We start from the raw sequence: 26,384 nt of genomic DNA, 5'->3' as shown, positions 1-26,384 counted from the left end.
CGGCGGACTGTTAATCCGTATGTCGCTGGTTCAAGTCCAGCAGGAGGAGCCAAATAAAAAAGCCCGCAAGCAATTGCGGGCTTTTTTACATTTGAAATCTAGACTTTTGTTAACAACTCATTGGTTAACTCAGGTATATCTAACAGTGTTCGTTCATCGTCTGGAATCGCTTGAACCCAAGGAGAGAATGAGCGAATGACCAGTTGATTATTACTGTAATCAAAACCGACAGTACATACGGAGTATGCCATTGCCTCCCCAAAAGTCTGCTTAGTAATCGACAACCATCATAAGTACATCACGACCATAAGCATTTTTGGCTACCATATTCGCCGCACCATGATAGTGACTATTCATGGTTAGGAAGATCTGGTCATTCTTATGAATAAAATCGATCCAGAACTCAAAGCCTTTTGAGGTGATTAATGGGGTTTTTCCATCACTATCAATATTCAGCAGTTGGCAGGTTGATAAAATAGCTGCAGTGTTAGGGTATTGATCAAGTAAGTTTTGAGCCCAGTCAAACGTCGCTTCTGAAGAATTCCAATCGATCGCAAAAACTAAAAACTCGGTGTTATTGTACGTATCTGTACTAGCATAGTGATCCCTAATACCTGCAAGTGCTGCTTTGATTGCTGGTGGTGAATATTGGAGCTTATAATAGATCGTCTGATTAGAGTTAATGTACTGACAGGCATTTATTAATATCAAGTTCAAGAATACGGTTGAGCCCACGCTTATCAATATGTAACGTATCTGGATATAGCTCCACCACCTATTGAAATGGGCTTGGATGTTGATTGGAATATACTTAGCACTATAAATAAAGATAGTGTGTACTTAACTATTTCACTGTTTTTCTTGTTATCGTATTTTATTGTTTTTCTCTAATCATCTTATTTTTTCACCATAGAATATGTTGCTCGTGTCTCTTAACGGATGAACCAGTAAGCACAAAATGGTATTATTAGCGGCTGTTTTGCCTGTGACACTTGGATAACTAATGAATTTTGACCGTATTGTGTGTTTCGATCTCGAAATGTGTTGTTGGAATGATGGCCGCACATCTAGAACCGGTGAAATCATCGAAATTGGTGTGGCAGAGCTTGATCTCAACACCGGGAAAATTGTTCGTCGGGCACAACATTATGTTCGTCCTGCAAAAGATGAGATCTCGCCGTTTTGTACTGAACTAACGGGCATCAAACCTGAGATTATTGAAAAAAATGGCAAGCCGCTCTCTGTAATTTTAAAATCGATAGAACAAAAGTTTGGTGGTCGTCATAAGATTTATGCCGCTTGGGGTCATGATGATCGTATTTTGAAAAAGGAATGTTTAGCTAAAGAGCTAAAAGTCCCCTTTCGAGAGTATTTGAACCTTGCGACTTTATTTAAATTGCAGCGTCATGTGACGAATAAGCGTTTAGGGCAACGTGCCGCGATGGAGGTTGCAGGCGTTGAATGGGAAGGGCGTCAGCATTCGGGTTATGTGGATGCGTATAATCTTGCTCGATTAGCTGCAACTATGTTCTGTGAAAAAAACACAGACTCTGCGCAGAAATAGTTTGTTATTACCGATTTATTTGTTTTAGTAAAGCAGACTCTATCAGCTAAGGCTATTCGCTTAAGAGTGAATGGCCTTTCTTGTGCGCCGAGCATGGTTCAACCTAATAGATGAAAGTCCTCTACGCGCCTTGTCGAGCGGAAGCGTTATGTAAGCGTGGATATTAGAATGGCTCAGGAAGAGTTTATTTTGTGAGCAACAATGAGTAAGTGTTCGCGTGTACATGGTCAAATTTTTATCTGATATATTTCCATTAAAAAGCTTCATTAATATGAAAACAAAACTGGAACTGTCTTTGCTAATAGCGTAATCAATATAAATATATTCTTGGCTTAAACGTGTAATGATAGCTGACACCAACAGTGGGTAATAACTTATTTGAAACTAACAGCTTACTGTTGTTGACAATGTTACCACTATCGATCCAAGTTACCATATCTTGGCGTTGGTTTTAGCGATAACGAAGCGTTAGTTATCCGGATAACTAATGCTTAAAGTATTGCCTCCATATAATAGTCACGTACTCGTTTCCCATTTGCTGTATTGCCATGTTGTATAAAAATATCCCACACGAGAACACTATCTTGATTGAGTTGAACACACTGGCAGTAATTGAGCGTCAGATGAGTGTGATTTTGATCTACATCTTTACCTATTCCTCACACGGTATTGATATGAGCATGGTGTGGAAGAGGTCACATAATAGAGGTTAAATTTATTTTTCTCGTGTGACTTTGAGTTTTTAAATAGTTTATAACTTACTGATTTATAAAATGCAGCATAATAAAGCATGACATAGATCTGGCATTTTTCCTCATTTCCACTTTGAAATGGAAATCAATCATCTACACATTATATTCAAGTGGAAATAATATGACTGCATTCAATAAGTGGCGACACTTATATTACTAAGGAGAGATAAAGTGTCAGTAAATAAACGTATTTTTGATTACAGTATTTATGAATTGGAATATGAAGATACTTATAAAAAAACAATTTTACTTTTAAAAGAAAATAAAATATTCCCTGATGCTATTCAGCAGCAAATGTTATTTACGCATTTAAAAGCGATGGTGATTCGTTCTTATACGAAAGAGTCTCTACCAGAAATTGAAGTTGATATGTTTGAAGATATTTCTCCTCTTTCTCATAAATTATCAGCAGATGTGGTTTCTTGGTTTCCAACCTTAGCTTATGAAGAAACTTATTTATTATCCGTCCATTTTGAAGTGGCAAAAGAAAACGAACTGACGTGTGAATTAGGAGCTTAATGATGAAAACAATAAAAGTAGTAATTGGTGACCGTTTAGGTAAAGGGCAAAAAGTAGGTTTAGGTGTTGAGGCAGCTGGTGGCTCTGTAACTGTTATTCCCGGTATGGCTGCTGATATGAAGCTTGGCGATATTATGAATCAAGAGCAAGCTGATTTTGGTATTTCGTTCTGTGGTAGTGGTGGTGCGGGGGCGATTACTGCACAAACAAAATATGGTTATAAAGCTCGTTATGGTATGCGATCTGTAGAAGAGGGTGTCACTGCTATTAATGAAGGATGTAACGTTTTAGGTTTTGGCTTTATGGATAAAGAAGAGCTAGGACAAAAATTAGTTGAAGCCTTTATTAAAAATCATCACGGTTAATATGAAAAAATCTATTACTACGACGGTTGAAGTCAGTGGTAAAGGAAATACAAAACAATCAGCTTTTAGTTCTGCACTAAATAATGTTCAAAAAACAATTCTAAAAGAAACTAATAACGTTATTTTACGAATTGAACCCGTGGATGTTGAAATAATAAGTGCAGAACATAAACAAACGACTGAGAAGTTTATGTTCTTTTTCTTACCACGAGAAAAATCTATTTATTCCATCACTATTAATGTCACTGTAAATATTACATTAATAGAAACTGATGAAATAAATTTCAAACAAATCTAATTATTAGCTACGAACATTATTTGTGTCTACATATAAAGGTATATAAATGTTCTTCATTATTTTAATAAAGTCACTAATTATTGGTGCATTAGTGGGTGTTGGCGTAGGTGTCGGCGCTGCTCGTATGTATCACGCTCCAACTATTCAAGGTATGGGCGCATTCCGTACTTTAGGGGAATTAAACTCGTGTGAAGGGGATCCTGCTTCTCACTTCTCTTTCGGTTTAGGCTTTTTCTTCAATGCTTGGGCATCATCAGTCGCTGCTGGTGCATTTACCCAAGACGTTGACCACCGTATTTTACCGAACTGGGGCGCAGCGGCATTGATGGTAAAAAATCGTGATGTCACCCAAACCCTACATGATCCGAAGAAGATGGGTATTGCCTGCGGCATCATCGGTATGATCGTCGTGGCATTTCTTAACTCAACCGCATCTGCGGTACCTGAAAGCTTACAAATTACAGCGGTAAAAGTGCTGGTTCCGGCAGCAAACATGCTGGTTAACGTGGCGATGCCAGTGATCTTCTGGTTAGCTGCGATTGAAGCAGGTAAGCGTTCTGGTTTTTGGGCAACTATTTTCGGTGGTTTGGCACAAATGATCATGGGTAACGCCGTACCTGGTTTAGTACTTGGTATCTTGATTGGTAAAGGTGTGGAAGATAGCGGTTGGAACAAAGTAACGAAAAGTATGTTGTTTGCCGTTATCGCTCTGTTTGTTCTAAGTGGCTTCTTCCGTGGCTTTGATATTGCGGTATTAGAATCCTTTAGCCTAACTGTTCCTGATTGGCTGCATTACATCCACGGAAGTATCAGCGGTAAATAACCGAGCCGGAGTTGAAGAAAATGGACGATAAATTAAAGAATAATTTTTGGTACGCTGACTGGTCTTTTCCATTCTTTGTTGGCTTGCTGTCATCAGGTGTTTTTGCTGGTACACACATGTACTACCTCTACGGTATCGGTGCTTTTAACGAGGTGGCTTTCGTCGCCATGTTAAGAGCGGGTATGGATACCGGTGTTTACGGTGCAGTAGCGGCGTTTGGTGCAAGTTTCCTTTTTGCTCGCATCATTGAAGGTTCCTTGGTGGGGATCTTAGATATCGGTGGTGCTATTCAAACCGGTATTGGTTTAGGTGTACCAGCACTGTTATTAGGCGCAGGTATTGTATACCCACTCGAAAACTTTGCAGCCTCACTGGTTGTGGGTTTCTTCCTTGGTGTTGCTATTGGCTATGTGATCATCTTAGCGCGTAAGTACACCATCAACCAAAGTAACTCGACTTACGGTGCCGATGTCATGATGGGCGCAGGTAACTCATCGGGTCGCTTCTTAGGTCCTTTGATTGTGTTATCAGCAATTGCAGCATCACTACCAATCGGTATTGGCTCTTTAATTGGTGCGCTTGCTTTCTATCAATGGAACAAACCTATTACAGGTGGTGCGATTATCGGTGCAATGGTGTTTGGTTCACTGTTCCCTGTTGCTATCAGTTAATCCTTGAAAGGTTGTGCTCTGCATATTGGGTGCAGAGCACAATAAAGGCAAAGCAATGTATGACGTATTAATTAAGCAAGGCAAGTTAGTGAGTGGCAAAGTGGTGGATGTTGCGGTTCTGAACGGCAAGATTGCAGCACTGGGTCAACTGGATGCAACAGCAAAAAAAGTAGTGGATTTAGCGGGTGATTTTTATATTAGCGCAGGGTGGATTGATGGTCATACTCATTGCTACTCCAAATCACCGATTTATAACGATGAACCAGACTTAGTCGGGGTGGAGACTGGCGTTACCACCGTGATTGATGCCGGTAGCGTAGGTGCCGATGATGTGGATGATTTCTATCACTGTTGTCAGCAAGTAAAAACCAATGTTTACAGTATCTTAAATATTTCTCGAATTGGTTTGCTGCGACAAAATGAATTAGCAGATATGGCAGATATTGATGGTGAGTTAGTTAAACAAGCCGTCAATCAGTATCCCGATTTTATCGTTGGGATCAAAGCCCGAATGAGTGGCAGTGTGGTGGAAGCCAATGGCTTAAAACCGTTGATCAAAGCCAAAGAGATCCAACGTAATCAGTGCCCATTACCTTTGATGGTACACATTGGTAATAATCCACCTAATTTAGACGACGTGGCGGATTTATTAGATGAAGGGGACATCATTACCCATTGCTATAACGGTAAACCTAATCGAATTTTAACCGCAGAGGGTGAGTTAAAACCGTCGATGCAACGTGCTCTTGAGCGTGGAGTGAAACTCGATGTGGGACACGGTGGTGCAAGTTTTAGTTTTGCAGTGGCAGAGCAAGCGATTAAACAAGGTATTTATCCTGACATGATCAGCTCTGACATTTATTGCAAAAATCGTATTCATGGCCCAGTGCGCAGTCTCGCTCACATTATGGATAAGTTTTTAGCGATTGGTTTACCGCTACAACGAGTGATTGATTGTGTCACGGTAAACGCTGCCAAGTTACTGAGATTAGAAAATAAAGGGCAGTTAGCAGTAGGTAAAGATGCGGATTTAACGTTTTTCCATTTGAACACTGAAACTGTTGAGCTAGTGGATTCTGACAATGATCAGCGCAGTGGCAAGACGAGCTTAAAACCTGCCGCAGCCATGGTTGCTGGCAAGATCATGACGACAAATTACGGAGTAGGATTCGATGTCTTCAATTCATGAAAAATACCAATTAAAAGAAGTCATTAATGCGTCAGGTCGTATGACTATTTTAGGTGTTTCGACACCAACAGAAACTGTGATGGATGCGGTGCGTGATGGTCTTGGCCAGTATTTTGAAATGAAAGATCTGGTGGTGAAAACCGGTGCTTACATTGCCAAGCTGCTAAATGTAGAAGATGCAATTGTGGTTTCTTGTGCCTCGGCGGGTATCGCTCAATCAGTGGCTGCGGTGATTGTGAAAGACGATCCGTATTTACTCGAAAATTTACACGCTCATGCTCATAACGTGGCGTCAGAAATTGTGATGCCAAAAGGCCACAACGTTAACTTTGGTGCACCAGTCGGCACCATGGTGACATTAGGTGGTGGCACACTAAAAGAAGCGGGCTATGCCAATGAGTGTTCGCCTGCTCAGTTAGCCGCCATGATCACCCCGCAAACAGCAGCGATTTTATACATCAAATCCCATCACTGTGTACAAAAGAGCATTTTATCCGTAGCAGAAGCGGCAGCCGTTGCCAAACAGCATAACTTACCTTTGATTGTGGATGCTGCAGCTGAAGAAGATCTGCAGTGTTACTACAACATGGGCGCTGATCTGGTGATTTACAGTGGTGCAAAAGCCATTGAAGGGCCAACCAGTGGTTTAGTGGTTGGACGTAGCCAATATATTGCATGGGTGCGTAAGCAGTCATTAGGTATTGGTCGTGCCATGAAAGTTGGTAAAGAAGGCATTTTAGGTTTAACCCACGCCATTACTGAGTACCTGCAAACAGAAAAAGAAACTGGCCAGCAAATGGTTGCCAAAATGGAACATTTTGTGGCGCAACTCAATACTCTTAATGGTATTGATTGCCGTGTGGTTTGGGACAGTGCAGGACGTGACATTGCACGTGCAGAAATCCGTTTTGATGAAACGGTACTAGCAATGACAACACTTGAGATTGTGGCACGACTTCAGGGTGGTGATCCTGCGATTTATTGTCGTGGCTACAAAGCCAATGACGGCATCATCGAAATTGATGTACGCAGTGTCACAAGCGCACAACTTGACGTTATTTATCAGAATATTAAAGCATTATTTTAAATTTGTAAGAGAACACCACTATGTCATTAAAAGCAAAATTCTACAAAAATCGCGTATGTTTAAACGTGTTGGCTGGCTCTATTGATAACGCAGCAGAAATCTATGATGCCGCAGAAGGTCATGTCTTAGTTGGCGTACTATCTAAGAACTACCCAGATGTACAAACAGCGGTTGAAGAGATGAAAAAATACAGCGATAAGATCAATAACGCTGTTTCTGTTGGCCTTGGCGCTGGCGATCCAAACCAATCGATGATGGTTTCGCTGATCTCTCAGCATATTCAGCCACAGCACATTAATCAGGTATTTACAGGCGTGGCAACCAGTCGTGCATTAGTCGGTCAAGATCAAAGCATTGTGAACGGCTTAATTTCACCAACCGGTACTGTGGGTATGGTGAAGATCTCAACTGGTCCCCTAAGCTCGTGCAATAAAGAAGCGATCGTACCTGTGGAATCAGCGATTGCGATGCTGAAAGACATGGGTGGTAGTTCAGTGAAATACTTTCCAATGGGCGGTTTAGAAACTCGTGAAGAGTTCGCGTATGTTGCAAAAGCATGTGCTGAGCAAGACTTCTGGTTAGAGCCAACAGGTGGGATAGATTTAGAAAACTTTGAAGAGATCATGCAAATTGCGCTGGATGCTGGTGTCACTAAAATTATTCCACATATCTACAGCTCCATTATCGATAAAGAAACAGGTAATACTCGTCCTGAAGATGTACGTATTTTACTTGAGATGACCAAGAACTTGTTAAAGTAACGTGATCTGATTTAACGGGCTGGAAACGGCCCGTTAATATTTATAAGTGTTTGAAATATTGTGAAACAGTTAAATTTTATAAAACAATGTGAATATGACTTATATCGTATGGCCCATTGTTTTTGAATGTTAGCCTTTATTGCTAAACGGACATCAATTAACGGATTATTCAATGATTCAATTCCCTTATCCTCGCCTTAATTTAATTTTTGATGCGCTGTTAACACAAACCTTGCCTCAACAGGAATTAGCTCAACGTTTTGAAGTATCAACGCGAACTATTCGTACAGATATTTCAGCACTGAATGACACATTGGCACATTACGGTGCCCAGTTATTATTACGTAGAGGTGAAGGCTATTTCATCGATATTTATGATCAACAGCGCTATAGTAATATTACTCAACAAACACAACAAATGAAGCAATCGCCACGTTCTGTTAAAGATCGTGTTATTCATTTAATGTTACGTTTATTGAGTCAGAAAGATGGCTGTAAATTAGATGACTTAGCAAACCAATGGTTTGTCAGTCGTACTTGTTTACAAGCGGATATGACCGAAGTACGTGAGTTGTTTCAGTCATATCATTTAGAGATAGACAGCAAGCCCCATTATGGGCTGTTTGTGTTTGGTAAAGAGTCATCCATACGTGCCTGTATTGCCCATATCTTGTTTCAATTTAAGGCGTCAGATCCTACGTTTATTAATTTATGTGAGCTGTTTTATCCTGAGTGTGATTTTGCCCAATTAGAGCAACCACTGTTAATGGCAATGCAGCAGCACAGTATTAATTTGACCGATGAAGGCCTACATCAGTTAACTGTTTACTGTGGTGTGGCGATCAGCCGTTTAAAGCGTGGTTTAGCTTGCGATCAAACACCTTGTGCTAATGTGTCAAGTAATGCATTTGCGGCTGCCGAAGAAATCGCAGCGTTAATGGCGAGCGAAACTCAAGCTACTATCGCTCCTTGTGAAATAAATCATCTAGCGATTCAAATTGCTGCCCGTCGCGTTACTGGGATCAAGCATTGGCATGTGGATGATCGTAATGACAATGATGCCGATGCGTTTATTGATCATTTACTGCATTTTATTAACGATCATTTTAATTACAACTTGCTTAATGATCCGCAGTTAAAACATGACTTACTGGCTCATGTTCACCCAATGTTACTGCGTGTTGAACATCAAATTACTATTTCAAATCCTTTAGCTGATCATATTAAGCGTTACTATCCGCTTGCTTATGATATGACAGTCGGTGCGGTGTCAAGTTGGGCAAAAAGAGAGATCCCTGATGGTGAGATCAGTTTTTTAGTGATGCATATTGGTGTTGGCATCGAGCGCAATTATGTGCAGAAGAATGAAAAGCAACCGACAGTATTATTAGTATGTGATTCTGGTACTTCGGTGATCAGAATGTTGGAGTCTCAACTATTAAAAGCGATCCCACTGTTAGTGATCCATAAAATGCACTCTATACGTGAATATTATGCGTTGCATGATGTCGCAGAAGATTTTGTTATATCAACAGAAAAACTGATGGTTAAAAATAAACCAACTATGGTGTTTTCACCTATCGCGAGTACATTTCAATTAGAGCAATTAAATAAGCTTGTGCATGAAAATCGTCACCACATTAATACGTTAGGAAAATTTTTCCAATCACGTTTTTTTACTCGAATTGACACTCCTATAACTCAGCAGCAGTTATTTACTCAATTATCTGCTGAGTTAGAAACTCATGGGGTTGTGCCAAGTCACTTTTATTCATCTGTCATTGAGCGAGAAAATATAACTTCAACTATGTTGGGTGATGGTATCGCTATTCCACATTCATTAGGGCTATGTGCCAATAAAAGTGCGGTATATACCGTACTAGCACCGCAAGGTATTGAGTGGGGAGAAGGGAAGCGTGCTTATGTGATTTTCTTGTTTGCGATAAATAAAGATGATTACGAAGAAGCTATGGGGTTATATGATCTTTTTGTCACACTCATGAAGAGTAAAGCGGTTGATCAACTTTTATCATGTTACTCTTTTGAACGTTTTACTCACATAGCGAATGAGTGCTGGAATAACTGTAAGAAAGATTGGTAAAACAGCGAGTAAAATGCTTATGTTGAAGAATAAGGAAATCATGTGATTATTCGTTTAATGGAAGAGGCTGATTTACAGCAAGCAGCAAAGGTGCATCAACAGGCGTTTGTACGTCAGCAACGCTCTTATGAGTGGATCAAATGTAATTTTAATGCTGCACCGCGTTTTTTAAACTTTGTTGCAGAGCTTAATGGTGAAGTGGTGGGCTATATTGTGTGGGGTCAAAAAAGCGGCTTTCGTCCTGAAGTGATTTTAGAGTTAGAGCAACTCGCAGTATTGTCAAGTCATCACAACCAAGGAATTGCGACACAGCTGATCATCCAATCGTTACCACAAGTGAAAAAGCTATTAGCGGAGCAAGGCTGTCGATTAAAGCACATAATGGTAAATACTCGTGCTGATAACTATGCGCAACAGATCTATCAGAAACTATTAGGTGCAGAAGTGGAAATGACGATCAAATCGCTCTATTCTGCCGATGAAGTATTTATGATCGCCCGTAACGTTTGCTCTGATTAATACTGCTTTTCCCTTTATTTCTGCGTCGTATTTGCCCTCATATCTAAACAAGATAGCCGTTAAACTGGCTATCTTGTTTTGTTTTAGGCTTTATCATTAGTAAAGGTGTTAATAGGTAAGAAAGCAAATGTCGCATCAGTTAGAAGAATTAGATCTAAATTTAATACGGTTATTAAAAGCGGTGGTGGAACATCGCAGTATTAAATTGGCAGCCATGCAGTTGGGGATCTCTCAACCAAGTGCCAGTCGTGGTGTGGTGAGGCTTAAACAGTTCTTTAATGATCCGTTATTTGTGCGCAAAGCTCACGGGGTGGAGCCATCACCTCTTGCGGTCCGCCTTGCTGATGAATTTGACAATATCTTAGCGCCTATAGAAAAAGTGTTACTGGAATTCTCTGAATTTAAGCCTGAAACCTACCAAGGCTCGATTTCTATTGTGGTTGATCCCTATTTGATGGATGAGCACGGTCAACATCTATTATCTTGTTGTCATAAGGCATTTCCCAAGGCGTCATTGGTGTTTTCTAATTGGGATAGCATCAGCCAAGATGACATGCTGGAAGGCAAAGTCGATTACTGCATTCTGGATCAAGAAACAGACATTGCGAAAGATATTTATATGCAGCCGTTATTTAAGGAAAAGCGAGTGATCTTGGCGAAAAAAGATCATCCTACTTTACAGCTAGATAGTAATGATTGGGCATCGATAGCACCATTGCCATTAGTCTCACTGCCAGCACCAGCTGCTTATAACCCTTTGTGTACCGTTGAATCTGAATATCAGCGTATGGGTTATGAGCCCAAAGTGTTACTAAAAACCTTCAATTTACGGGTTGCGTGTCAAATGCTGTTGGAAACTAATGCGATTATGTTTGCGAGCGAAAGTACCGCCGATCTAATGTCAGAATTACATGCCTATCCCATGCCTATTGTGAACCGGAATTTCAGCCATTTTGTGGTCTCAGGCGGTTATCTTCAAACCCATCGTAATTATCCGCTCTATCAACATTTACATCAGGTGATACAAACAGCATTAGGTTAAATGTTCTGATCATTTCTGTGCTATTTCTCCATTAAGAGATATTCAAATTTGAATATCTCAATTACCTGTTGCGTTTTTATGCTCTGCGGTAATCTCGCTAGTAGATACATTAACTTTATGTATTTTCACTACGAGAATGCGTGAAATTTGATGCTATCTACTTATGATTATTAAGAGTGATAGTGAGGTAAATGATGTGGTTGGCACGGATGTTTTTATTACTTGCCATCGTCGCAGAGGTTGCGGGTACAAGTACCATGAGCCTCATTTCCAGTGAAGGCAGTAACTGGGGATATTGGGTGATGTATGGCTTAATTTGTATTTCTTATTTTTTCTTATCATTGGCGGCAAAAAAAATCGCGATAGGTGTGGCTTATGCGTTATGGGAAGGGCTCGGTATTGCGCTGATTACACTGGTTTCAGTGTTTGTGTTTGATGCTCAATTAAATGCACAAGAATTTATTGGCTTAGCGATGGCAGCTGTAGGGATCGTACTTGTCACTTTGGGTGAAAATCACGCTCAAGTATCAACAGTTAATACCTCAGCATAAGGGAGCACAAAATGAGTCAATTTTTCACATTATCATTTGGTTTTGTTGTTCTCGCAGCATTTGTGGACATCTTAGCGAATATGGCACTGACTCGCTCTAACGGGTTTAGTCGTAAACGTTGGGGAATATTATCGCTGCTATTGGTGATGCTGGCGTTTACCTTATTGGCACAAGCGGTGAAAGAGATAGATTTAGCAGTGGCTTATGCGTCGTGGGGAGCGATTGGTATTTTAGGTACTGCGGTTGGTGGTTCGCTATTGTTCAAGCAAAAGCTAAAACCTATTGGTTGGGTGGGTATCGCGATGGTAATTGCAGCTGTGGTGGTGATGAAAACAGCATAAGGCACACAATATTTATTTTAATTAGCCCGACCAAGTGAGTCGGGCTTTTTATTATAAAAATAGGAAAAAAAAGAATTATTGTATGAATTCAATATGTTCAATTCTCACTGACTTTTTGTGAGTAGGATTTGAATTGTTAATATGTCCGACAAAAGAGTTAGGATGTCTGATTGGGAATATATATATCTTAAATGACGTGACAGAATAGCCTAGTTAATAGCTCGGGTGTAGGTATCTGAGCGTGTTCTTTTCACATAAGGCAGACAATGTTCTATCTATTTCCCTTAATTACAGTTGCAATATGGGCAGGGAATGCCATTGTCAACAAGATGGCATTCAGTGTCATTGATCCTGGTGCGATATCTTTTTATCGCTGGTTCTTCGCATTAGTCATGCTAACTCCTTTTGTTGCTAAATCTGTTTGGCGTGATCGTGCGACTATTAAACCTTACCTGACTAAGTTGGCATTTCTTGGCTTGCTTGGCATGGTCTTAAACCAATCATTAGGCTATTTTGCTGCGGCAACGACGACTGCGACTAATATTGCTTTGATTATTTCACTTGTGCCGTTGATCAGTATGTTTTTAAGTGTGCCGATCCTTGGTCAACGTTTATCACCGTTTGCGTTAATTGGTGCCGTTTTATCTCTCAGTGGCTTGGTATTAATGCTAAGCCATGGTGATGTGAAAAGCTTGATCTCGCAGGGTATAAAGCAAGGCGATATGTTGATGTTGATTGCGGCTGCGGTTTATGCGCTTTATTGTGTGTTGCTAAAACGCTGGAAAATGCCATTTTCAACATGGAAATCGGTTTACGTGCAGTGTTTGTTTGCCGTTATGATGCTAACGCCATTGTTACTAATGAGTCATCGTATGGCGATCACTGCATCAGCTATACCGTTAATTGCCTATGCATCATTATTAGCTTCTGTGATTGCACCATGGCTGTGGATGCTATCAATCGAACGTTTAGGGGCTGATCGTACTGCAATGTTCATGAATCTATTGCCAATCATGGCGGCAGGTATCGCTAGTGTGATGCTTAATGAACACTTAGAGTCTTACCATTACATTGGCGGTATTATGGTTCTTACTGGTGTTGCACTTGCACAAAAACGTATAAAAGCGAAGAAACAAGCGGCTGCGATGACAACAGCATAATTACGTATCTCTGTAATAGAAACGCCGTGACTCCGATTCTCTTTTAAATTAGAAAGAATCAAGAGTCGCGGCGTTTTTTATATCTAAATAAGTATTAGTTAGTGAATTAAATAAAGGCGAGCAATGGTGAGATACACAACAAGATACCCGTGATAATGATGAGATAAGTTGCGATACCTTTATATTTATTCAATGCTGGAACTTTATAGACTAAATAAGCCGGAATTAAACAACCGACGATACCGAAGATTGGCGAGCAGATAGAAGTAAACGATAAAATCGGTAGGTTTAATGCAACTGCTGCCCATGCAATTAAGATGATAAATACTGTGATCAGTTTATTCACTAAATCAGTATTGATCTGCTCTGGCTTATATTTACGCTCTAAAATATTCATGGTCAGCCCGCGACATGCTTCTTTAAAGGCTAAAAATACACCAAAAAATGATGTCACAACCGCAAAAATATTGATCACAATACCGACTATTGTTGCCCAACTTCCAGGGAAATAGTGTGCAATCATAGCTAGGGCTGAAATGTTTTCTTTCATTGCATGTTGTGCTTCAGACTGGCTGATTGCAAAGGTAAACGACACGGCAAAGAAAAAGACCACCACAAACAAAATGCTAAAGGCTATTTTCATGGCTCGTGATGCTTTATAACGTGCAACTTCAATCGATTTTTCATGAGATCGGTAAGAGATCACCATCGGGCTCAGTGATTGAATAAATAAGATTGATGTCAGAGTAAAAGGCAATGTGATGATGGCATCTTTAAGCATCTTACCCCAATCACCAACAGCAGTTATATTGTTAAAATTCCATTGTGGGATAAGCAGTACACCCATCACAGCGACTAAGGCGATCACAGTAACCGCCATAAAACCAGAGATCTTAAACAGGAATTTTTCACTTTTTGAGCCGATATAACTCAACAAGCAGATTAACGCTAAGCCATAGAAAATATTATGGTTTAAGTGCCCACTTGTCACCCCAAAAGTATGTAGATATGAGGCACTGTCATTGGTGATGGCGAGGGAGTAAACCAATACCCAAATGACCAACATAATAAAATAAAGAATACCGAGTGCTATCCCCCAGTTTTTTCCTAAATAACCGCTGATCACACCTGGATAATCGGTACATTTTTTTGATTCAGCAAGGGTGTTGATAAACAGTTTCTGAAACAAATACATTGCAGGGTAGCCAATGACCGATGAGAGTAAAAATACCCATAACCCCATGACACCAACTTGTACTGGGAGAAAAACAATCCCCGCGCCAATGGCCATGCCGATGCTCATGACAATCCAACCGACGTCAACACTGTCGAATTTTGTCGCAGTTTTCCATTGTTGAGGTGTCATGTTTGCCTGTTGGTGTAGGGGGATCTTGGTATTTGAAAGGGGAGAATCTATTTCAGGTTTCATTATATATTCCAGCTTATAATCATTGTTATGCTGACAGCGAATAGTTGGATTATGGATCTAGTCGTATATTTGCTAAATAACTAAAAGTTATAACATATGAATTAAAGAAGTATAAAGAATGCAATTAGATGCTTTTAATGATTGTTTTATTTTTAGCTATTGCTGAAGAGGAAAGAATGCTCTTTTTAAGCAGAAAAAAGAAAAGGTATTTAAGCGATTAAAAATAGAAAACCAGAGCAGAATGGCTCTGGTTTAGCGTTGTCGATTATTTATTAATCATAATCTCAAGGATCTGTACATCAGTATGCGTCATTGCGCCATTCGCCAGTGCAGATAAATTTCGAATCGTATTATCAACGTCATCGGCAACAATGCCTTGATTACCGGTGACTCGAATACCATCTAATGCCATTAAGGCTGACTTAACTGCAGCTCCGGCAGCAGAAGAGACTTTCATTGCACAACTGGCTTTTGCACCATCGCAAATAATACCGGTAATATCACCGATCATATTGCAAATCGCCGCGCTTATTTGCTCCACATTTCCGCCCAATAACCACGTAATACCAGATACTGCACCCATTGACGCAGTTGTTGCCCCACATAAAGCAGATAGTTTGTTTTGATAGCTTTTAATATAAATCGCCATTAAATGAGAAAGGATTAAGGCGCGGATCAAATGCTCCTGATCAGCATTTACAAAATCGGCAACAACCACGACAGGCATGGTGGCGGCAATACCTTGGTTACCAGATCCTGAATTACTCATCGCAGGTTTCATTGCCCCTCCCATTCGAGCATCAGAAGCGGCAGCTGTGCGCAGTAATACATCGGAGAGTAGGCCGCCAGATAATAAACCACGATCGATATTACGTTGGAATGTCGCACCAATTTCTAATCCATATTGACCTTTTAACCCTTCACAAGATAGTGCGTTATTAAGCTCATAAGCTTGTTCGATAAATTGAATATCACTTATTGGTGCATTGATTGCGAAATCAAAAACATCTTGAACACAAGCATCACTAAAAGGGTTATTCGGTATTTCAATGACGTTTTTCTCGTTAGGTGAGGCGGCAAAAACGGTGACGCCATCAAGTTCAATACTGATCACTTGGGTATGGCTATCTGCAATAGTGACTGTCGCGCAATGGGCCATGCTATAAATACTGACTTGAGCATAAAGAATATTCGTTACATCAGCTACGTTCACGGTGACTTTATTGTTAGCTAATAATCGTTTGGCTTGCTCAACGTTATCTGGCGAAATATCTTTTAATACTTCTAATCTCGCTTGGCTATTGCCAGCCAGTGCACCCACTGCAGATGCAATTGCTAAACCTGGCATTCCCGTCCCTGGTACCATCACGCCCATACCATTTTTCATTAAATTAGGAGAAACATGGACATCAATGTGGACAATATTTCGCTCTTGAGGTGGAAGTTGTTCCATTGCAATAGCAGCAGCAAGCGCAACAGAGACGGGTTCTGTGCAGCCTAAAGCAGGAACAACATCACGATTAATGACATGAATGAATGCAGGCCAAAGATGGGTTTTCATAACTGCTACCTTAACGCTCCGAATGGAGAAAATAAAACAAAAAAGAAGAGAAGAGGCTTTTAGTTTTTAATACCCTTCTTATTTCTATGGGCACTTAAAACAATGCAAATATACGCTTGATAGCGAAGAAATAAATTTCCTATTCAAATAAGAATTGACGGTTAAATAGAAAAAAATTCTATAATTTTATTTTTATGTGAACTAAATTTGGTGTTTGTCACATTTATATAGATTATATTTTTTGATGTAATGATAAGTATATTTAGAGAGCGAAGTTAAAAATTATAGTCTTTTAATTGGAATTTTGATTTAACACTAGCGAATTGAACCTATTTATAGGTATGATCACGTCGTCATAGAATGAAGGTTGGTGCTCAGCATCAGCCTTTTATTTTGAATAAAAAAGAAAACGTTTGCGTTATTTGGCAATGTATTGGATTTGCTGAAAAGTATCGCTTTTTTGATCAAATAGGAATTTACCATGTCTGCTGATAGCACACATCAACGCCCTTCTCATTCAGAGCCGAAAAGTAAACTGGATAGCTATTTTGAAATTACTGATCGCGGCAGTAACGTTAAACAGGAAATCATTGCTGGTTTAACCACATTTTTAGCCATGGTGTATTCCGTTATTGTGGTACCTAGCATGTTAGGTGCTGCAGGTTTTAATCAAGGTGCTGTTTTTATCGCTACCTGTCTAGTGGCTGCATTTGGTTCACTACTCATGGGGTTGTGGGCACGTTTACCGATGGCAATTGGCTGTGCTATTTCACTTACTGCGTTTACTGCATTTAGCTTAGTACTTGGACAAGGCGTGAGTGTGCCTGTTGCATTAGGTGCTGTTTTCTTAATGGGGGTCGTCTTTACTTTAATAACCGTAACGGGTGTACGTACTTGGATCATGAAAAATATGCCTAATGGTATCGCTCATGGTACGGGAATTGGTATTGGATTATTTTTACTTTTGATTGCCGCGAATGGCGTTGGGCTTGTGATCAAAAACCCAGCAGAAGGCTTACCCGTTGCTTTTGGAGATTTCACTGCATTTCCAGTATTCATGTCTATTTTAGGGTTAGCGGCTATTGTAGGTTTAGAAAAGCGCAGAGTGCCTGGGGGAATTTTACTGGTCATTATTGCGATTTCAATCATTGGTTTGATCTTTGATCCTAAAGTCACGTTCCACGGTTTTTTTGCGATGCCAACGTTTGGTCATGATGGTGAATCATTACTTGGTTCATTAGATATTATGGGGGCGTTGAACCCTGTGATTTTACCAACCGTATTAGCGCTTGTGATGACGGCAATTTTTGATGCCACAGGTACTATTCGTGCAGTCGCTGGACAGGCAAATTTGCTTAATCAACGTGGTCATATTATCAGTGGTGGTAAAGCATTAACATCAGACTCTGTAAGTAGTATTTTTGCAGGTCTTGTTGGTGGCTCTCCTGCAGCAGTATATATTGAATCTGCAGCTGGTACCGCTGCGGGCGGTAAAACAGGCTTAACAGCAACTACAGTCGGTGTACTGTTTATCTTCATGTTGTTCCTTGCACCATTAAGCTATTTAGTACCGGCTTATGCGACAGCACCTGCACTGATGTATGTTGGTCTATTAATGCTAAGTAATGTTAGCAAGTTAGACATGGACGATTCTGTTGATGCATTATCAGGCTTATTGTGTGCCGTTTTCATTGTGCTAACCAGTAATATTGTTACCGGTATTATGCTTGGCTTTACGGCGTTAGTTATTGGTCGAATCGTTTCTGGTGAAGTGAAAAAGCTTAATATTGGTACTGTTGTTATTGCGATTGCCTTGGTTGCTTTTTATGCTGGTGGTTGGGCGATATAATTATTCGGACTATAATAAATAGTAAGCAAAAACCCACGGAATGTGGGTTTTTTTATATATGGATATATACGAAACGTTGTTTTTTATTTTTTTCGATGTACTATCGTCGACTTATAGCATTGTTATGCGTTTATATTCACAGGCGTATTTATGAAAAAAACTTTATTAGCACTATTGTTTGCATCTTGTTTTAGTTCTGCAGCAAATGCATGTACGGGTATTACTCTTGGCACAACAGGCAATGATCATATTCAAGCTCGTACCATTGAGTGGGGTCATAGCGATTTAGATAGTAAGCTGATTGTTTCTCCTCGTGATTACAGCTATACCTCGACAATGCCAGATCAAAAGCAAGGCCTAACTTGGAAGAGCAAATATGGCTTTGCAGGGATCTCTGTTAGTGATGATCGTTTTATTGCTGAAGGGATTAACGAAAAAGGCTTAACGGCAGGTTTGTTCTATTTCCGTGGTTATGGCTCATTGGCGAAATATGATCCCAAAAATACCGCAAATAACATTACGGATATGGATTTTGTGCGTTGGATGTTAAGCCAATATTCAACGGTTGCAGAAGTTGAAGCCGCGTTAAGTAAAATTAAGATTGTCACTGTTTACTTTGATGCTGAAGGTAATCCATCACCAACTGCGCATTGGCGTGTATCGGATAAGCAAGGTAACAGCATCGTGATTGAAATAATGGATCACGGTAAGATCAATATTCATAAGAACACAGCTAAAGTGCTAACTAATTCGCCAGATTACAATTGGCAGGTGACGAACTTAAATAACTATATCAACCTTCACCCTGGTATTAGTGCGCCACAAAAGATCAATGGGGTAGAAGCTCAATCGTTTGGTGTTGGCTCTAACTTTGTAGGTTTACCGGGTGACATTTCACCACCATCACGCTTTGTACGTGCGGCATTCTATGTCAATAGCGCACCGGTATTGAAGACATCGCAAGAGGCGGTATCGCAAGCCTTCCATATCTTGAATAATTTCGATATTCCAATTGGTAGTGAGTTTAACGATAAATCACATATACCTGATTTACCGAGTGCGACTCAGTGGACATCAGTTATTGACCAAGGTAAGGGTGAATTGTTCTACAAAACTATGCATGATAGTACTATTCGTCGTGTAGAGTTATCTAAATTAGACTTCAATGCGAAGAGTGAACATAAGCAAGCACTTGATAATGGTAAGTTTACTACTCAAGATGTTGTGATTAAGTAATCACAAATAGTCATTGAATATTTATTAGGGCAACAGTATGTTGCCCTTTTTTATAATCTATTTTTGCATGCGTCAAAAATGGATGTGGAAACGATCATTTATGAAATCTTGCATTCTATTCATCAATGTTCGTTATTTATTCACTACTATTATTGCGTATGATGTACTTTTAATTAGTTGTCGTGACATTTATTAATTTCTATATTTATTCTTTTTTTTCATTGAATTAGTTGTTTTTATTTAAGATGAGAATTAGAAATTAAATTTATAATGACGAATATAAACATAGTAAAAGGTTAAGAAATTTTTAATGTACCATTTATGAATAACTAACGTTGCATTTTTGTTGTAATGACAATTAATCAAAACGAGGTAAATTAAAAAGACCAACAGAGGAACCGCGTAGTGTTTCGGTAGGATCTTTTAAATTATTCATTTAAGGTGCAGTTATTATGAAAGTTGTAGTAGAGATTTTAGAAGCAGGTAAATACCGTGATGTGGCTTGGGAAGGTCCATTCGTATCAGTAAAAGGTGAGTTACGCGCTGTTACACCTTCATATGCTGCACAGTTGATTAAGCAATCTAAAGCATCGCTATATACAGATGCTGATGGTGAAATGTCGTTTACTTATAAATAACTTAAATATATTAAATAGTATATTTAAGTTTTTTGGTTAAGAAAAAGGTGACTCAGTACATGAGTCACCTTTTTGTTTATATAATATTGATGTGCAAAAATTAATCATTATTTACAATGTAAATTTAAAAATTAACGGTATCAAAATGTGGGTTTACAGTAATCGCCTGCATTGCGGCTAAGTGATCAAGTACAATTGCTGAAACGCTATTATTCGTTTTCAATTCGATGCATTCTTCACGCTGCTCGTTATAACAAGTATCTTGAGCAATGCCTGAAATAGTTTCACCGTTTTTATACGTTAATCTCACATCAAGATGGAGCATACAGGCAATTTCAATATAGTCATGTTGATGGCAACTTATCATTACGCTCTCTCCTCTATTTTAACTACATCTATGTCAGAACATGCGTTGTTTTCTAAATATTCAAAATAATCTAATAATGTATGGTATTGCTTTAACCACTCATTGAGCTTTGGATGCTGATCTAAGATGGCTTGCCGTAATAATAATTGATAAGAGTAAATTTCTTGTCTTAGCTGATCCAGAGAATAAAACACTTCATTATTAATATTATTATTACTTGATATTGGTTTCGATATTAGATTATTAGACATCTTTAAATTTTTCATCGTAAAACATATATATACTGCAAATATATGCAATGTGTTGAATTTAATGTTACGCATTATTTTTAATAAATGAAAGATAAATAAGATAAAAAATCTATTTTTATCAATATGTTGTGTTTTTGATTTGATTGTGTAAATAATTGTTACTCAATATCGAAGTGTTATTATGTTTATTAGGTAATAAATATAATGTTTTCAATTATTGTGTACTGTGTGACTGTTGAGAGCCTTAAGTTAAGGGGGGGATTGCAGCGTACATAAAAACAAGTTATGTAACACGCTTTTAACATTCAGACGTTGCTGTTACTACTTAATTATTTATTAATGTACTGATAGCTAAGATGAGTATTGAATATTAAAAATTATTAGTGCCACATTAAATAAACGTGTTTGATGAGTATGCCGACTTATTTTAGCTCTGAAAGATAGATAATTCGTACTGAAAAGGAATTTACCATGGCGAAAATAAGTCAATTAGCATTACTGATTGCTGGTTTGTCTGCAACAAGCAGTTATGCGATGAATCCACAGCCAGATCCCGAAAACCCAGATGGATATATCATTGAACGTGCAGAAATTACTGCTGCGGAAGATGCAAAGACATTAGATCCTATGTATGACGTATGGGCGAAAGCACTCGAAACTCGTCCAAATACAGAGGTGGAAGCGATCTACCCTGATGCTGTTAGCAATCCTGATAACGTAAAACGTGTTGAGCGAGTTTTCCCTGAAACAGAGTGGAATTTCTTGACACAAATGGCAGCTCCTGAATACACCTATACCCGTTTTTTACGTGCAATTGGTAAGTTTCCTGCATTCTGTGGCGACTATACCGATGGGCGTAATGCTGATGAGATCTGTAAAACGTCTATCGTGACGGCATTTGCACACTTCTCACAAGAAACGGGCGGTCATATTAGTATCGATAATTATTCGGATAATCCACTGGCATTAGAAGAGTGGCAACAAGCCCTCGTTCACGTGCGTGAAATGGGCTGGTCTGAAGGGCAAGCTGGTTATACTACAGGCTGTGGGCAAGATGATTGGCAAAATAAACGTTGGCCATGTGCTGACGGCGAAGGTTATTTTGGGCGAGGCGCTAAACAGCTTTCCTACCACTTTAATTATGGTGCCTTCTCTGAAGTGATGTTTGATGGTGACGCAACGGTATTATTAAATGATCCGGGGCGTGTTGCCGATTCTTGGTTGAACCTTGCCTCTGCGATCTGGTTTTTCTTAACCCCACAAGCACCTAAGCCTGCGATGCTTCATGTAATTGATCGTACATGGAAACCATCACAACGTGAAATTGATGCTGGTATTACTTATGGTTTCGGTACGACCATCAATGTGATCAATGGTGGTATCGAATGTGGTGAGCAAAATAAAGATAAAGGGCAACCAGTTAACCGTATTCGTTACTGGGAAGGTTTAGCAGAGCATTATGAAATCGCGATAGCAGAAGATGAGAAAAACACCTGCTGGCAGCAAACACCCTATGGTAGTTTAAACCTTAATGGTGCAACTGATGTGCTTTACACAAACTGGGATGCAAATTGGAAATATTATTCTGATCGTCCAGGCGGTGTTTCTTTTGAATGTGAATTGGTAGGTTTTCAAACAGCGTATTCAGCTTTAGTTGAAGGTGATTACGAAAAATGTGTCGCTAATGCATATGGCTCTCATGCTAATTGGCCTGCTGTTCGCGTTGTTGATAAATTACCAGATACGGGTAAACCTGTTGATCCTGTAGACCCGCCGGTGGATGGTGTGGCGATATGGGAAAGCAATAAAGTTTATACTGGCAGTGATAAAGTAAGTTACCAAGGCGCAGTATATAAAGCGAAGTGGTGGACACAAAGTGATATTCCTACAAGTGGAGGTCCTTGGGCGCTAGAAAGTGGTGCGCCAGTCACACCTGAGCCTGTTGATCCAGTCGAACCACCTGTTGATCCAGTAGACCCTGTTATTCCTGTCGAGCCAGTGGAGCCTGTTGAACCTGTAGATCCTCCAGCGACAGATGTACCTGTATGGAATGCAGGAGTGGTATATGTTGGTGGTGATAAAGTCAGTTATCAAGGAAGTGAATATAAAGCGAAATGGTGGACTAAAGGCAATAAACCTGATGCAGGAAGCCCATGGCAAAAATTGTAATGAAAACTAACTATTAGTTATAGCCCGAAAGATAGTAATAAAGTGTCTTTCGGGCTTTTTACTTTAAAATTTGATATTTTCAATAGGGAATGTGATTTTTTGTTGAGTAATAATCTTATTATTATCGAGAGAAATTATTTCAATGAGCAACTTGTTAATATCTGGCGTTAAAAAGACATAACCTTCATAAGTTGCTTCAATAACGGCAGTTGCAATAACTCTATCTGCATGATTAAGAACGTAGCTACCTGTTTCATCAATACTGTAATCTCGATAAACATTAACATACACATCTTCAGTAATTGGATTGGTAATACTTATAGGAATCGTACGGACATTTCCTGAAAAGTTAATATCACTTGCATCTAATATTGGAAAATTTTCTTTATCTTGCTCATCTAGAGCCTCATCACTTATATCATTAATATCGTTATCTATATCATTAATATCGTCATCGGAATCTTTAACGGGAAAAAAGAGAGGTGGTTGAACATCATTACTGATGTCATTTTCTGCTTCTATTGGCTGATTTGTTTGTTCTGATGGACTTTCGCTTAAACAGCCAGCAAAGGTAAAAGTGATCAGTAGTAACATAAGTTGATAACTTTTCATCAGCGTTACTCCGCTGTCAGTGAATAAACTTTTGAGGACTCTGGGTGCATAAACCATGTATCATGTTCATTACTGCTGAGATAATTTTCAATACTAGGGTAGGCTGATAAAACACTTTTCCCTTCTATCGGGTGCTTCCAATCAGATGGCACTAAAATCGCAAATGGGATCCCCGTTTTATTTTTATAACTGTTACAGTTATTTTCAACACTACAATTGACGCTAGTATTCATTGAATGATCATGTTCACTATTAAATAAACCTTGATCGGCTTTTAGTGTCGGTGAAAAGTTTTTTAAGTGGATCTCTAAGCTTCGTGCTGGGGGAGAATCAAACCCATGCTTCTCATTAGGAGCGGCAAAAATAAATGGATTTAGGTAAGGGTGAAGATGCTCAGGGTAAGTGACTGGAGTAGTAAAGCTCACTTTCATTGAAGCGGTAACACGTTCATTTTTATCAAGCTCACAGCTTGGGTCTACACGTAAAAAACCATTATCGCAGTCAGAACTAAAATATTGTTTGAGTGCGTTTGTCAAAATTAAAACGGCGTCATCGTCTGGGTTTTCTGTCATTTCTAAAACAGTGTTATGGTACTCACCATTTATAATGACAAAGCTTTTTGAAACATCGATACTGGAAGATGAAATACCATCAAGTTTAACAGCAAACCCATTATTATACCCTGCACCATAGGCTTGCAGTTCAATATCAATAGTGAGTTTTGAAAGCTTACCTGTCGCTGTTTCTTGTACATGACCAACACGATATTTCAGAACAACATCATTAAAGTCATAATCATCTTGAGTTGGCCAACGATCTTCAAAGGCAAGTGTTGCGAAATTACCTTGAGAAGGAAACCAAAAGTAACTCTCTTGGGTATCAAACCCAGTGATAGTTAATGGATAATCTTCAACTTCTCCATTTTCTCCTGGCCCATTGGCTGCCGTGTTTGGACTTGAATTGATTCTAAATCGTGACCATGTTGAATCAGTGATCACAGAATCAATAGGGACATCAATTGCTAATGTATGCTCACCACTATTAAGTAAAATATTATCAATTACTTGTTCGTTAGCATCATCAAAGTTGCCGTTATTATTCCAATCAACCCAACCAGATAAGTATCCAGCAGTAATGCCGCCAATATGGGCGGTTATGTACGTTGTTGATCCTTGATTTAGCGTCGGCGTTGTAAAAATGATCCCTTGATCATCGTTCCCTAAATCGTTGTCATCATGCATTGGATAAAACTGAGCAAATAAGTCTTCATCGGGTTGTAGTCCAAGGTATAGCTGAGAAGATACTTGGTGACGAGCACCATTTACGAGCCGTGATGTTTGGTAAGAGTTAGGTGCATCACCCATATCATACCCAAGGGTACTAAGTGGGGCGTTATTACAGCGGGCAATATCAATAGTATTAGCTACATTATCAACGGTTAGGAGAGTAAGGTAGCTGAAGTCATCATCAACACTAAAAGGGGTTAACTGATTAAATAAAAAAGTATCACCACTATTGGCATCAATAACGTAAAACATACCATTGTCATCAAAAAATTGACCACTAAAGTTTCTTACACCCGTTAAACCAACACTTGCTGTTATGTCTATCTGGTTATTTTCCAGTGATTGTGAAAGATCAAAGCGATGAATATTTTTACTGTTATCGACAGCATATATTTTTCCACTTGGATGAATGGCTAAATCAGCAAAGGAATAAACCGCATATTGTTTTTTTAAACGTTGAGATGCGGATTGAGTCGTAAGATCAACTTCCCATAATCCTTCATTCTGAGCATAAAGGTATAATTTGTTGTTATGAACATCACCTGCTGTGAAGCCATGTTCAGGTAATCCATTAATGATAAGGGTTTCAGCTATAAAGTTATTATGAATACGAACGACCTGTTTGTTTTGTACTCCGTATATATAACTGTCAATGTCATTAAAGCCGACAGCATCATACGTATTTACAACGACTCCCTGATGGCTTGTTCGTCGATCTATATCAATTAAAGATACGCTATTTGACTGATGAAAAAGATAACCGTTACTGGGACAGGATGAAAAAGAGTTTGCTGACGCCGGCCCAGTAAAAAAGGTAAACAACAAAGGTATTGATAGTACAAAAAAGTGATACATCATCGTTACCTCACAGAGAATAGGTACATTAAAAATATGTATATATAGGATGATTCAATATCAATGCCATTCTCATCTCTATATATAACAATGAGTTAAAATTGAGAGTGCGTGGGTTTTACGAATCTTTGCAAAAAGCTATGGATAATAAAAACGTTATAATGAAAAAAATTTGATATTATAAAAGTACAAAAGGCCGATAAAGTCTCAAGAGAAAAGCAATAAAAGTGTTTCTTTTTTGAGTGATGGTTGCATATTTGATTGAAAAGTAACTGGTTGAACATTTTTCCGTTTTTTTTCCTTTACAGCAGCAGCTTAGGTATATATTATTCACCGCACTTACGGAGAGATGGCTGAGTGGTTGAAAGCACCGGTCTTGAAAACCGGC

The 26,384-nt window shown here is 39.1% G+C and carries 28 protein-coding genes; 19 read left to right on the top strand and 9 right to left on the bottom strand.

From position 1 onward, the window contains the following. Positions 1-98 precede the first annotated feature (98 nt). Together I3259_RS16805 and I3259_RS16800 are read right to left on the bottom strand one after the other, a co-directional pair. On the bottom strand, positions 99-251 hold the full coding sequence (locus I3259_RS16805; RefSeq protein ID WP_238030857.1) for a hypothetical protein: 153 nt from the start codon (positions 249-251) through the stop codon (positions 99-101). 19 nt (positions 252-270) lie between these two features. Continuing rightward, positions 271-717, bottom strand: a complete 447-nt coding sequence (locus I3259_RS16800; RefSeq protein ID WP_238030856.1) for a hypothetical protein — start codon at positions 715-717, stop codon at positions 271-273. A gap of 286 nt (positions 718-1,003) precedes the next feature. On the opposite strand from I3259_RS16800, the gene I3259_RS16795 reads away from it, so the two are divergent. From I3259_RS16795 to I3259_RS16725, 15 genes are all read left to right on the top strand, one after another. Further along, positions 1,004-1,564, top strand: coding sequence for a 3'-5' exonuclease (locus I3259_RS16795; protein ID WP_238030854.1), 561 nt, complete (start codon positions 1,004-1,006; stop codon positions 1,562-1,564). A gap of 923 nt (positions 1,565-2,487) precedes the next feature. Continuing rightward, complete coding sequence (locus I3259_RS16790; RefSeq protein WP_238030852.1) at positions 2,488-2,835, top strand: transcriptional regulator; 348 nt, start codon at positions 2,488-2,490, stop codon at positions 2,833-2,835. Between the two features lie 2 nt (positions 2,836-2,837). Then, positions 2,838-3,200, top strand: coding sequence for a glycine-rich SFCGS family protein (locus I3259_RS16785; protein ID WP_238030863.1), 363 nt, complete (start codon positions 2,838-2,840; stop codon positions 3,198-3,200). Between the two features lies 1 nt (position 3,201). After that, positions 3,202-3,498 carry a DUF4312 family protein gene (locus I3259_RS16780; RefSeq protein ID WP_238030850.1) on the top strand — a complete coding sequence of 99 codons (297 nt, stop codon included), beginning with the start codon at positions 3,202-3,204 and terminating at the stop codon, positions 3,496-3,498. 46 nt (positions 3,499-3,544) lie between these two features. After that, positions 3,545-4,321 carry a DUF4311 domain-containing protein gene (locus I3259_RS16775; protein ID WP_060989726.1) on the top strand — a complete coding sequence of 259 codons (777 nt, stop codon included), beginning with the start codon at positions 3,545-3,547 and terminating at the stop codon, positions 4,319-4,321. A gap of 20 nt (positions 4,322-4,341) precedes the next feature. After that, positions 4,342-4,992 carry a DUF4310 family protein gene (locus I3259_RS16770; protein WP_053986713.1) on the top strand — a complete coding sequence of 217 codons (651 nt, stop codon included), beginning with the start codon at positions 4,342-4,344 and terminating at the stop codon, positions 4,990-4,992. A 55-nt stretch (positions 4,993-5,047) separates the two neighbouring features. Further along, the gene (locus tag I3259_RS16765; protein ID WP_238030848.1) at positions 5,048-6,181 is read left to right on the top strand and encodes an amidohydrolase/deacetylase family metallohydrolase; all 1,134 of its coding nucleotides are present in this window, start codon (positions 5,048-5,050) and stop codon (positions 6,179-6,181) included. After that, a complete protein-coding gene (locus I3259_RS16760; RefSeq protein WP_107217186.1) occupies positions 6,165-7,268 on the top strand; it encodes a DgaE family pyridoxal phosphate-dependent ammonia lyase in 1,104 nt (367 codons plus the stop codon). The genes I3259_RS16765 and I3259_RS16760 overlap by 17 nt, the downstream gene beginning before the upstream one ends. Before the next feature lie 20 nt (positions 7,269-7,288). Beyond that, positions 7,289-8,029, top strand: coding sequence for a KDGP aldolase family protein (locus I3259_RS16755; protein WP_238030846.1), 741 nt, complete (start codon positions 7,289-7,291; stop codon positions 8,027-8,029). Positions 8,030-8,201: 172 nt separating this feature from the next. Next, complete coding sequence (locus I3259_RS16750; protein WP_238030844.1) at positions 8,202-10,130, top strand: PRD domain-containing protein; 1,929 nt, start codon at positions 8,202-8,204, stop codon at positions 10,128-10,130. 57 nt (positions 10,131-10,187) lie between these two features. Continuing rightward, positions 10,188-10,649: a GNAT family N-acetyltransferase gene (locus I3259_RS16745; protein WP_238030861.1), complete on the top strand. Its 462-nt coding sequence runs from the start codon at positions 10,188-10,190 to the stop codon at positions 10,647-10,649. 127 nt (positions 10,650-10,776) lie between these two features. Next, positions 10,777-11,691 (top strand): LysR family transcriptional regulator, encoded by a 915-nt coding sequence (locus I3259_RS16740; RefSeq protein ID WP_238030842.1) that lies wholly within the window; start codon positions 10,777-10,779, stop codon positions 11,689-11,691. A gap of 194 nt (positions 11,692-11,885) precedes the next feature. Further along, positions 11,886-12,242, top strand: coding sequence for an SMR family transporter (locus I3259_RS16735; protein ID WP_238030859.1), 357 nt, complete (start codon positions 11,886-11,888; stop codon positions 12,240-12,242). Positions 12,243-12,253: 11 nt separating this feature from the next. After that, the gene (locus I3259_RS16730) at positions 12,254-12,583 is read left to right on the top strand and encodes an SMR family transporter (RefSeq protein ID WP_238030840.1); all 330 of its coding nucleotides are present in this window, start codon (positions 12,254-12,256) and stop codon (positions 12,581-12,583) included. Positions 12,584-12,849: 266 nt separating this feature from the next. Next, positions 12,850-13,743: a DMT family transporter gene (locus I3259_RS16725; RefSeq protein ID WP_238030839.1), complete on the top strand. Its 894-nt coding sequence runs from the start codon at positions 12,850-12,852 to the stop codon at positions 13,741-13,743. 106 nt (positions 13,744-13,849) lie between these two features. Here I3259_RS16725 and I3259_RS16720 read toward each other — a convergent pair whose 3' ends face one another. Both I3259_RS16720 and I3259_RS16715 read right to left on the bottom strand, forming a co-directional pair. Continuing rightward, the gene (locus I3259_RS16720) at positions 13,850-15,172 is read right to left on the bottom strand and encodes an amino acid permease (RefSeq protein ID WP_238030837.1); all 1,323 of its coding nucleotides are present in this window, start codon (positions 15,170-15,172) and stop codon (positions 13,850-13,852) included. A gap of 265 nt (positions 15,173-15,437) precedes the next feature. Then, positions 15,438-16,733, bottom strand: coding sequence for an L-serine ammonia-lyase, iron-sulfur-dependent, subunit alpha (locus I3259_RS16715; RefSeq protein WP_238030836.1), 1,296 nt, complete (start codon positions 16,731-16,733; stop codon positions 15,438-15,440). A gap of 481 nt (positions 16,734-17,214) precedes the next feature. On the opposite strand from I3259_RS16715, the gene I3259_RS16710 reads away from it, so the two are divergent. The 3 genes from I3259_RS16710 to I3259_RS16700 all read left to right on the top strand — a co-directional run bounded on the left by I3259_RS16710 (position 17,215) and on the right by I3259_RS16700 (position 20,456). Beyond that, positions 17,215-18,582, top strand: a complete 1,368-nt coding sequence (locus tag I3259_RS16710; protein ID WP_238030834.1) for an NCS2 family permease — start codon at positions 17,215-17,217, stop codon at positions 18,580-18,582. A 150-nt stretch (positions 18,583-18,732) separates the two neighbouring features. Next, the gene (locus I3259_RS16705; RefSeq protein ID WP_238030832.1) at positions 18,733-19,818 is read left to right on the top strand and encodes a choloylglycine hydrolase family protein; all 1,086 of its coding nucleotides are present in this window, start codon (positions 18,733-18,735) and stop codon (positions 19,816-19,818) included. Between the two features lie 452 nt (positions 19,819-20,270). Continuing rightward, the gene (locus I3259_RS16700; protein ID WP_238030831.1) at positions 20,271-20,456 is read left to right on the top strand and encodes a hypothetical protein; all 186 of its coding nucleotides are present in this window, start codon (positions 20,271-20,273) and stop codon (positions 20,454-20,456) included. A gap of 124 nt (positions 20,457-20,580) precedes the next feature. Here I3259_RS16700 and I3259_RS16695 read toward each other — a convergent pair whose 3' ends face one another. Further along, entirely contained in the window at positions 20,581-20,823 is a 243-nt protein-coding gene (locus I3259_RS16695; RefSeq protein ID WP_238030829.1) for a Rho-binding antiterminator, read from the bottom strand. Further along, the gene (locus tag I3259_RS16690) at positions 20,823-21,089 is read right to left on the bottom strand and encodes a hypothetical protein (protein WP_238030827.1); all 267 of its coding nucleotides are present in this window, start codon (positions 21,087-21,089) and stop codon (positions 20,823-20,825) included. The genes I3259_RS16695 and I3259_RS16690 overlap by 1 nt, the downstream gene beginning before the upstream one ends. Before the next feature lie 456 nt (positions 21,090-21,545). Here I3259_RS16690 and I3259_RS16685 point away from each other — a divergent pair, with 456 nt between their 5' ends. Continuing rightward, the gene (locus I3259_RS16685) at positions 21,546-23,243 is read left to right on the top strand and encodes a chitinase (protein WP_238030826.1); all 1,698 of its coding nucleotides are present in this window, start codon (positions 21,546-21,548) and stop codon (positions 23,241-23,243) included. Between the two features lie 63 nt (positions 23,244-23,306). Here the strand turns inward: I3259_RS16685 and I3259_RS16680 are convergent, their stop codons facing one another. From I3259_RS16680 to I3259_RS16670, 3 genes are all read right to left on the bottom strand, one after another. Further along, on the bottom strand, positions 23,307-23,855 hold the full coding sequence (locus tag I3259_RS16680) for a hypothetical protein (protein WP_238030824.1): 549 nt from the start codon (positions 23,853-23,855) through the stop codon (positions 23,307-23,309). Between the two features lie 5 nt (positions 23,856-23,860). Beyond that, positions 23,861-25,999: an LruC domain-containing protein gene (locus I3259_RS16675; protein WP_238030822.1), complete on the bottom strand. Its 2,139-nt coding sequence runs from the start codon at positions 25,997-25,999 to the stop codon at positions 23,861-23,863. 175 nt (positions 26,000-26,174) lie between these two features. Then, positions 26,175-26,384, bottom strand: a 210-nt coding sequence (locus I3259_RS16670; RefSeq protein ID WP_238030820.1) for a hypothetical protein, incomplete at its 5' end; no start/stop codon positions are given.

It is taken from the genome of Photobacterium sp. Ph5 (assembly GCF_022129445.1).
Classification (GTDB): Bacteria; Pseudomonadota; Gammaproteobacteria; order Enterobacterales; family Vibrionaceae; genus Photobacterium.
The sequence above is the reverse complement of the archived record's forward strand: the minus strand, read 5'-3'. Positions and strand labels throughout refer to the sequence as shown.

Excerpts from the sequence above, each read along its gene's own strand:
- I3259_RS16760 (WP_107217186.1), top strand. The coding sequence starts at position 6,165 with ATGTCTTCAATTCATGAAAAATACCAATTAAAAGAAGTCATTAATGCG.
- I3259_RS16695 (WP_238030829.1), bottom strand. The coding sequence starts at position 20,823 with ATGATAAGTTGCCATCAACATGACTATATTGAAATTGCCTGTATGCTC.
- I3259_RS16715 (WP_238030836.1), bottom strand. The coding sequence starts at position 16,733 with ATGAAAACCCATCTTTGGCCTGCATTCATTCATGTCATTAATCGTGAT.
- I3259_RS16720 (WP_238030837.1), bottom strand. The coding sequence starts at position 15,172 with ATGAAACCTGAAATAGATTCTCCCCTTTCAAATACCAAGATCCCCCTA.
- I3259_RS16785 (WP_238030863.1), top strand. The coding sequence starts at position 2,838 with ATGAAAACAATAAAAGTAGTAATTGGTGACCGTTTAGGTAAAGGGCAA.
- I3259_RS16675 (WP_238030822.1), bottom strand. The coding sequence starts at position 25,999 with ATGATGTATCACTTTTTTGTACTATCAATACCTTTGTTGTTTACCTTT.
- I3259_RS16740 (WP_238030842.1), top strand. The coding sequence starts at position 10,777 with ATGTCGCATCAGTTAGAAGAATTAGATCTAAATTTAATACGGTTATTA.
- I3259_RS16705 (WP_238030832.1), top strand. The coding sequence starts at position 18,733 with ATGAAAAAAACTTTATTAGCACTATTGTTTGCATCTTGTTTTAGTTCT.
- I3259_RS16725 (WP_238030839.1), top strand. The coding sequence starts at position 12,850 with ATGTTCTATCTATTTCCCTTAATTACAGTTGCAATATGGGCAGGGAAT.
- I3259_RS16795 (WP_238030854.1), top strand. The coding sequence starts at position 1,004 with ATGAATTTTGACCGTATTGTGTGTTTCGATCTCGAAATGTGTTGTTGG.
- I3259_RS16775 (WP_060989726.1), top strand. The coding sequence starts at position 3,545 with ATGTTCTTCATTATTTTAATAAAGTCACTAATTATTGGTGCATTAGTG.
- I3259_RS16750 (WP_238030844.1), top strand. The coding sequence starts at position 8,202 with ATGATTCAATTCCCTTATCCTCGCCTTAATTTAATTTTTGATGCGCTG.
- I3259_RS16735 (WP_238030859.1), top strand. The coding sequence starts at position 11,886 with ATGTGGTTGGCACGGATGTTTTTATTACTTGCCATCGTCGCAGAGGTT.
- I3259_RS16805 (WP_238030857.1), bottom strand. The coding sequence starts at position 251 with ATGGCATACTCCGTATGTACTGTCGGTTTTGATTACAGTAATAATCAA.
- I3259_RS16765 (WP_238030848.1), top strand. The coding sequence starts at position 5,048 with ATGTATGACGTATTAATTAAGCAAGGCAAGTTAGTGAGTGGCAAAGTG.
- I3259_RS16690 (WP_238030827.1), bottom strand. The coding sequence starts at position 21,089 with ATGAAAAATTTAAAGATGTCTAATAATCTAATATCGAAACCAATATCA.
- I3259_RS16685 (WP_238030826.1), top strand. The coding sequence starts at position 21,546 with ATGGCGAAAATAAGTCAATTAGCATTACTGATTGCTGGTTTGTCTGCA.
- I3259_RS16700 (WP_238030831.1), top strand. The coding sequence starts at position 20,271 with ATGAAAGTTGTAGTAGAGATTTTAGAAGCAGGTAAATACCGTGATGTG.
- I3259_RS16730 (WP_238030840.1), top strand. The coding sequence starts at position 12,254 with ATGAGTCAATTTTTCACATTATCATTTGGTTTTGTTGTTCTCGCAGCA.
- I3259_RS16770 (WP_053986713.1), top strand. The coding sequence starts at position 4,342 with ATGGACGATAAATTAAAGAATAATTTTTGGTACGCTGACTGGTCTTTT.
- I3259_RS16745 (WP_238030861.1), top strand. The coding sequence starts at position 10,188 with ATGGAAGAGGCTGATTTACAGCAAGCAGCAAAGGTGCATCAACAGGCG.
- I3259_RS16780 (WP_238030850.1), top strand. The coding sequence starts at position 3,202 with ATGAAAAAATCTATTACTACGACGGTTGAAGTCAGTGGTAAAGGAAAT.
- I3259_RS16755 (WP_238030846.1), top strand. The coding sequence starts at position 7,289 with ATGTCATTAAAAGCAAAATTCTACAAAAATCGCGTATGTTTAAACGTG.
- I3259_RS16680 (WP_238030824.1), bottom strand. The coding sequence starts at position 23,855 with ATGAAAAGTTATCAACTTATGTTACTACTGATCACTTTTACCTTTGCT.
- I3259_RS16710 (WP_238030834.1), top strand. The coding sequence starts at position 17,215 with ATGTCTGCTGATAGCACACATCAACGCCCTTCTCATTCAGAGCCGAAA.